The sequence below is a fragment of the Prevotella jejuni genome (assembly GCF_900187995.1).
Lineage (GTDB): Bacteria > Bacteroidota > Bacteroidia > Bacteroidales > Bacteroidaceae > Prevotella > Prevotella jejuni.
On the sequence record NZ_FZNZ01000064.1, the window covers coordinates 1 to 7,317 of the forward strand.

Below are 7,317 nucleotides of genomic sequence, written 5' to 3' on the forward strand. Positions count from 1 at the left end.
ATAATTGGTGATTCTTCATGATGCAAAGGTAATAAATACTTATGAAATTATGTGCTTAAGAGGATAGACTTGCAACTGGGTTTTAGGACTGACCCCGTAGAAGGGCCAAGTACGACAGGATCCGCCCTCTCAAGGTTTTCGTTTGTAATACGAAGACCTTTATCACTTCCAGTCAACATAGCTTGCTCAGCAGCCATGACTATACATGAACTGCATGGCTTCACATAATCTTTTTTCATTTTAATTGAGTAATTTAATCTTATTTTTTTGATAGATGAATTGATTTCTTAAAGCGCATCGTTTTTAGTTTAAAACATTAATATTTCAAAGTGACATAAACCGATTCTTGATTATAACTTTGCGTGATCTTTATTTAGTAATGCGGCACAAAGGTACGATAAAAGTATCGGAGAAGAATAGAAATTTGGTAAATATAATAAAGTTAACATACTTTTAGTGAAAAGATAACATTCTGTTACACTTCTCTTTAGGCTATGTCGTGTATGGTTCTGGGTTAATTGTTAAGATAATAGTTAAGGCAACAAAATGTTGCAGAAGGTTTTGTTGTACAGCATAATTTACCTGTCTTTAGATTGGAAACGGTGATCTTTAATCATGCTGTAAATATGGTCTTAGTACGTGGGAGTAGTGATAATAGTCGTTTCTTGAGGGGTTACGCTAATAATAGTGGGAATTGATAAGTAGGGCGTAATTATCCTTTCCCAAGCAGGTACATGATTAATACGATATACCATTAGGCTACAACTGAGGCGAGTCTGTCGTAACCTAATGCAGAACCGTCCCGTTATGCCACATGGAATCGGGGGTACTAATAAGTCTTTCTGAGGGTGATGATGCATAATAGTGTCGTTATCCAACATGGCAGAACCCCTCTTACGCGTTTATAAGATATCGTCTTCATTCTCAATCTCTTTGCCACTTTCATTATCAACGCGCAACGTCGGAGGTTGAGTACTGTCATTACTACTTGTCGTGCTATTATTATTATTTGTATTACCCAACAGTGCACCTTCTTCGTTCAAAGGGTAAACTTCACAAAAAGGGCTTGTATAATTCTTCTTTCTCATTACGTTATATTTTAAGTGTTTATTGTCAAATAAGCTGTAAGAACGATAGGAAAGGGAGGTCTGCAGATAGTCCATAAATATGCCGTCAGACAACCTTAAATTCGTAGACAAAGTTAATTAATATTTTTGAAAAAGCACTATATTTATTAAAAACATAGGGTTGCATAGCGAAAAAAGGCCTAAAATTATCTTATTAACTATATTCTGAAGCAGTCATTAGGTCATTCTTCTTTTGTTTTATAGTAGAACAGTGTGTTTGTTTAACATAAAGGTTTGCGTGTATAACATGATAGAAGAAATATAGAAAAAGAAATGAGCTCGGTAAGAAACCGAGCTCACAACCAAATTAATTAAGCATGACCATTGGCAGTGCCTTAGGCATGTTTCCTTATTTAAGACCTATCGATTTGCGTAGGTTGAGATAATCTTCGTCTAATGTAGGATTATCACTGGTACCATCACCAGAGTCCCAAACAGGGCGGATAGCCTTAGCTTGTGTCTTAGGGTGTTCTGCCCAGTTCCATTCAGCTGCACCAAAGAAGAAGTCAGCTGAGCGGTCATTCCATTTGCTATCGTCAGTTGTCATGTATTGACCGTATGCGTTACCATCGCCTGATAAGTCTCTCATCTTCATACCAACAGCACCAGGGTCACGCAATCCTGTATATGGCAAGAACAATCCTTTATTAGCTTGTACAAGTGCGGTCACATTAGTGTAGTTATCTATTGACCTTACAAAACGTTTTGCAGGGAAACGACGATGGCCACCACTGGTACTGGTTGTGAAGTAAGCACCATAAACTTTAGTACCCTTATCTGTGTAGCAATAAGCAGGGATGGCACGTGCTTCTGTGTAGAGCTTCTTCATTTCGTCACCAGATGGCATACGATAGCGTTGATGCTTGCCCTTTGTATAATACCATGCAATGTCACCACGTGTTGCGCCAGTTCCATTCATATCCCAGTCGGTATAAGAACCAGGGCTCGAAGGATAATAAAGTTTCTTACCAGCAACACTATATCTAAATAGCTCACTATTCTTCAAATCCAACGCCTCTTTAATAAGTCCATATCGGAAGAGGTCAACATCCTCTGCCTTCTGAGTTGGGAAATTAGCAAACTGAGAAGTAGTGTTACCAGCATTATAATTGGTAATATTTCTATTCCCATCTAAGGTCACTGCGCGCTGTGATATCCACCACTGCGCTGGTGCAATACCCCAATATCCGCCATTGGCAGGACCATAGTGTATAAAGTTACCAGTAGCCCATTTTACACCTTGCACCTCAACCCATGGCTTTGGATATACAGGCTTCATGTGAAGGATATCAGTGTGATAAACCTTATCAGCAGCGAGTGTTACGTTGTCATAGTCCTGCTCATACTTCTTTCCATTAGCATAAACCATGATATGTATCTGCGTGTAGTTGCCAGGTAACAAGGCTACGTAAGTGTACTGATTATTAGCAGAAGTAAACTTCGTTCCTTTTGCTGGGACAACAGCGATAGCTCTACTCTCTTCGTATGCGTCGTCATTAACAAAGCTGTTATTCGTTAAGTCAAGTACGCCAGAAGCCTTGATATTTGAGACGTAGACAGAGTCGATGTTAGAAAGTTTGTTGTTATTCTCATCAGTGAAGCGTAAACCCCAGAAAGAAACGAGTCGCTGTAATGTTCCAATCTTGATGTTTACCTTGTCACCTTCTACACTCTCAGGGTGAGCACTCTTAGTCTGATAATCGAAACGACTACCGAGTGTAGCTGCAGTACCATCCTGTTGGCTGATGTTGAAGTAAACATATTGCTGTATCTTATTACTTGGAATGTAGGATAAAAGCTTTGATGAGCTACCACCAATCGTTACATCAAGCAACTTTCTTTCAACTGGTGTGATGGTTTTGTTAGCACCCTTTAATGCCACTGCAGGGTAAAGGAAGCTAATGTTATCATTTGTTGACATAGAGCGACCAGCTGCAGCAATGTCGCCTTTGAAGCTTGCGGACTTGCCACCTCTGGTTGATGTCAATACAAAATAGTTGTTTCGTTTGCCTTCATCGCCATTGACGAATGCGGCTAACTCGTCGTTTTCTGCCCACTCTGAAATGAGTCTTTTCCCATTAGCTGGGTCAACAGCGAGGGCACGAGTGGCTGTTCCTGAACCTTGAGCAGGCTCAGCTGATGCCGTGACGTGATATACCTTTGGGGTATTGTCAGTCCCAGCTGTTTCTGATAGTTCGTCAGTCTGACAAGCAGACAAAGCAATTGCCACAGTGCCAAAAAGGGCAATTGCTATCTTACTTGATTTTCTCATAAAATCGGTAATTATAAGTTAAATATATAAGTTGTTATACAGAAGTACATCTTTTTGTACTCGTCTTCATTTCCTCCTTTAATCATCTTTACCGTTTAAGTTTATGCCTCCGTGTCCCTTAGATGTCCCACTCTATGGCTTTCTTCGCCGAGCTTTGAAATGGGTTGTTACCATTGCGGTTCTGATGTGTTGGGTCACCACCTGGTTGAGGGTCTGTTGTACCTGCAGTAATGTTTGAGTCTCCGGCTAAAAAACCCTCTACACGCATTGCATAAAGCTTCGTTTCTGGTTCTAAATAAGTTTTCTTCATCGCTATGTTATTATTATTTTAATTTTAAAAATTAGTTACCATTTTCCTTGCAGAAGTAGTTAAACTTGCTTACAAAGCGGAATACAAAGTTAAATATAATATTTTATAGATACTAATGGTTTAACATTTATTTTCATGAATAGGGCTTAAAAGATATAAATTAGTTTGATATTTTTACAAAAATAACTATATTGTCGTGCGTAAAGTGGGGTCTCGCAAATGTAAGACAAGGTATTTTTAGTCAGAATGACATAATGACACACTTAGACAGAATGACATAACGACAAAAGGAAGACAGGGTAACAGGGAGACAAGCATGGCTTTTAGTAACACTTTCGGAGGGCGGATAGGGTGGATAGAAGGGGATGAGAAAAAGGGTTCTTCCGTTAAATGTGTAGATTGTTAATAGAATGAGATTAATCCACATACATGGCATGATTTCATCCAATAAGATTGTTTTATAAAGGCTCAACACCCAACAACCATCACCCAATACTGGTATAATTACCTCCAATAAGATTGTTTTATAGGGGGGGTAAACTATATGATAAATGTAATTAGGTGTGATGTCTATCTGTCGTCTACAAACAATTTATTCCTATTAGCCTAATTAGGCTATTTAGTCCAATTGGGCTAATTAGGCTAATAACCTATTATTCTGTTATAATTTTTCACATCATAATTTTGAATACATGCTCTTTTGGCTTCTAAAAGACGCCCTTTTGGGTTGCAAAAGATGCCCTTTAAGACCCTTGCTAACGCCCTTCTGAAGTCCAACTAAGCACCTTTTACTTTATACTTGGTAACTAATTGATACGCTGTTGATTGTAATCCTGTTTCATGTGTGTGTTTTTGCCGTTAGTTATAGATGTTTTCTTTGAAATTATGTAATGATTTTTCAAACCCTTGTCTGCAGATTTTCGAAGTCTTAAAACGAAAACATTTCCAATGAAAGAGGATGAAAATAGGATAGATAATTGACTGTCTCAGCCATATTTTTGTTTAATGAGTAACTTTGGCTCTTACGTTAAAGACTACGAAAAACGTCCACACATTTAGCGGAAGAACCATTTTTTAGACAGAATGACATAATGACACGCTTGGACAAAATGACATAACGACAAAAGGAAGACAGGGTAACAGGGAGACAAGCATGGCTTTTAGTAACACTTTCGGAGGGCGGATAGGGGGGACAGAGGGAGGGCGAGAAAGAGGGCATGAGATAAACAAAAGAGCGACTCATTGAGCCGCTCTTGGTATGGTTAGAAAGCCTGACTATTACCAAGCAGGCTTTCTCAGCCAAGGGATGAAATAGCTCCTTCCATTTGTAGCTGTATATAGGTCCTGTGCTACACCACTGAGGCTAAATTTTGTATAAGTTGCCTTTGGCTCGTATGTCCAATTAATTATATCTTTATTGTTAAGCCAATAATTGTCTAACCGGAATGTACGCACAATGATATCTTGAGGGTTGAGTTTTGCCCAGAAGTCCTTGTGGCAGATATAATAACCTGCTACAGCAAAGGAGAGATTATAGTTAGACCCCAGATAATAGGTTTCTATCGTAGCAATACCCGACGTAGCCTGAGAAGATGGGAAGGTCATCCTGACAGCAACTTTGTAGTTGTTTGTAGGATTAGGATCTCCGCCATTCACGGGTTTCATATACATAATAGCATACATCACTTTGCTTCCACGCTCTGTACAGTACCAGTTAGAGAATTTTCTTTGTACTCCATTCAGGTCTACAAAGTCACGGTGACTATCTTTTGTGTTAGAGACTCCATATTCGTTTCCAATGAAAAAAGCTTTTTGTCCACCAATAGGTAGGTCTTTGTCAAATTCTAACTTTGGATTGTTAAAGACTGGGGTCAACTCCGTGTACTTTGGTAATCTATAAAGTTTGCTGTTCAGAGAAGGGTAGTTAGTGTTATCAATTTTTCTACCCTCGGCCAATGCCTCAGCATCGTTTCTTGTTTTCAGCTGCAGTTCATTACCCTGTCTATAAGCCCACAAACGCTCAATAGGCAAGGTTGGACGTAATATTCTTAGTGTTACACCATAGCTGGAACCCTTTGCGAGTCCATCGCTGAAGCTGGCTAAGAGATATCGGTTGCCCATGAAAGGCTTCCAAGTATTGGGATTGGTTTTGTACACTAACTTATCGTATGTGTAGTTTGTTCGGGTTGGGTCGGTCACGTCTACCTTACCGAAAAGCAAGGTCTCATTGACAATAGCACTATAATTACTTGTCTTCTTATAATCAACAGGCATCAAGCAGAGGAGGAAACCGCGGTTGGTCTTTGTGTTTGAAGCGGCTTGCGAAGCACCTTTATAACTATTAAAGTAGATGTAACTGCCGAGATCGCTTTGTCCTTGACGAAGTGAGCCATCGTCTTTAGCCGACTCATAGTTTAGCTTGATATTCGTTGTATAATGTTCTGCGTTATACTTCTTGTACTCAGCCGAACTACGTGCGATAGCCTTTGCGCTGTTTGGCTCCCAATAAGAAGATGCCAAGTCAGCATCATCAGAAACGTTATTGCCGACGTTGAACTTATATGAACCCGATGAGCAGAACGCATTACTCTCTAATGTCAACTCACGATTAATCTTTGTGTCAAGTCCTACACGGTTCTCCAAGGACAGAACAAGGAATACTCCTTGTGGCTTGAAAACCATCTTCTTGCTCTCATTATAGAGTTTCAACTTATTGCCCTGCTTAACGATGCGACGCCAAGTGGTGGCGAAAGGACACGAAGTAGCAAACTCCTTACCCTTTTCTATCACGTTGATAGTAGTCTCGGTGTTCACTTCTAAGTCGTCACCTTTCTTCTCTCCACCGCCCATAAAGGCCATGATATACCAGTCGCCACTTGCCAGATTGCTCGTAGTAGACAGTTTGTTAAGATGGAGCTTCACGTTAGAACCTTCTTTTGTTACCGACCAGTTGGCCTCGACAACTTCTTTTTTGCCACCATCCTTGTTATAAAGTACGACCACAGAAGGCATTGTCTGCTGTGTGATATTCAGTTTTGGATATAACACAGTCTTCCCACTAATATTCTCCTCGCTAACCTTGAAAGGCATATTAGCCCTTGTCTGCGCTTGGTTTTCGGGATTGTCAGTGCTTGCTTCTATGTCTACGTCGTATGTCTTTACAGCTCCCGTAGAAGAAGTAGTACCTGTGTTTGAATCGTAGTCTACGTTTGTTTCGCTACACGATAGGCATAGCAATGAGGCCAAGATAGCCATTGAAAAAACTTTTATGGACATTGTTTATCTCTTTCTAAGTATTGTTATAATAGTCTTACTCGTTATTAAAATCACCTGTCAGCGTACATTCTTGTGTGCTGCATGAGGGTTATTGATCATCTATTTCATTCGTCAAATCTCCGCCATAGTTAATATCCTCAATACTTGCCTCTGGTCCTGAACCAGCTAATAAAGTTGCTGTCTCAACAGCAATGATGCTTATACACGGTGTAACATACTTCTTACTTCGGTTTGCTGTGCAAGTTCCAAAACGAAGTGCAATAAAAGAGTGTCCCTCTCCGAGAGATGCAGACGTTCTCGACGCGTAGCGAGAGGTTGTCTGCATCTCTCGG

The 7,317-nt window shown here is 40.0% G+C and carries 6 protein-coding genes; all 6 read right to left on the reverse strand.

Annotated features, from left to right (window positions below; translation table 11 throughout):
- Nucleotides 1-47: 47 nt before the first annotated feature.
- The gene (locus tag CHB62_RS14760) at nucleotides 48-239 is read right to left on the reverse strand and encodes a hypothetical protein (RefSeq protein ID WP_141240447.1); all 192 of its coding nucleotides are present in this window, start codon (nucleotides 237-239) and stop codon (nucleotides 48-50) included.
- A gap of 663 nt (nucleotides 240-902) precedes the next feature.
- Entirely contained in the window at nucleotides 903-1,088 is a 186-nt protein-coding gene (locus CHB62_RS13995; protein WP_089367313.1) for a hypothetical protein, read from the reverse strand.
- Nucleotides 1,089-1,476: 388 nt separating this feature from the next.
- Nucleotides 1,477-3,399 (reverse strand): hypothetical protein, encoded by a 1,923-nt coding sequence (locus CHB62_RS14000; RefSeq protein ID WP_089367314.1) that lies wholly within the window; start codon nucleotides 3,397-3,399, stop codon nucleotides 1,477-1,479.
- A 118-nt stretch (nucleotides 3,400-3,517) separates the two neighbouring features.
- Nucleotides 3,518-3,709 carry a hypothetical protein gene (locus CHB62_RS14005; RefSeq protein ID WP_089367315.1) on the reverse strand — a complete coding sequence of 64 codons (192 nt, stop codon included), beginning with the start codon at nucleotides 3,707-3,709 and terminating at the stop codon, nucleotides 3,518-3,520.
- 1,278 nt (nucleotides 3,710-4,987) lie between these two features.
- Nucleotides 4,988-6,985, reverse strand: a complete 1,998-nt coding sequence (locus CHB62_RS14010; RefSeq protein WP_240616281.1) for a hypothetical protein — start codon at nucleotides 6,983-6,985, stop codon at nucleotides 4,988-4,990.
- Nucleotides 6,986-7,073: 88 nt separating this feature from the next.
- Nucleotides 7,074-7,317, reverse strand: a 244-nt coding sequence (locus CHB62_RS15010; protein WP_176414883.1) for a hypothetical protein, incomplete at its 5' end; no start/stop codon positions are given.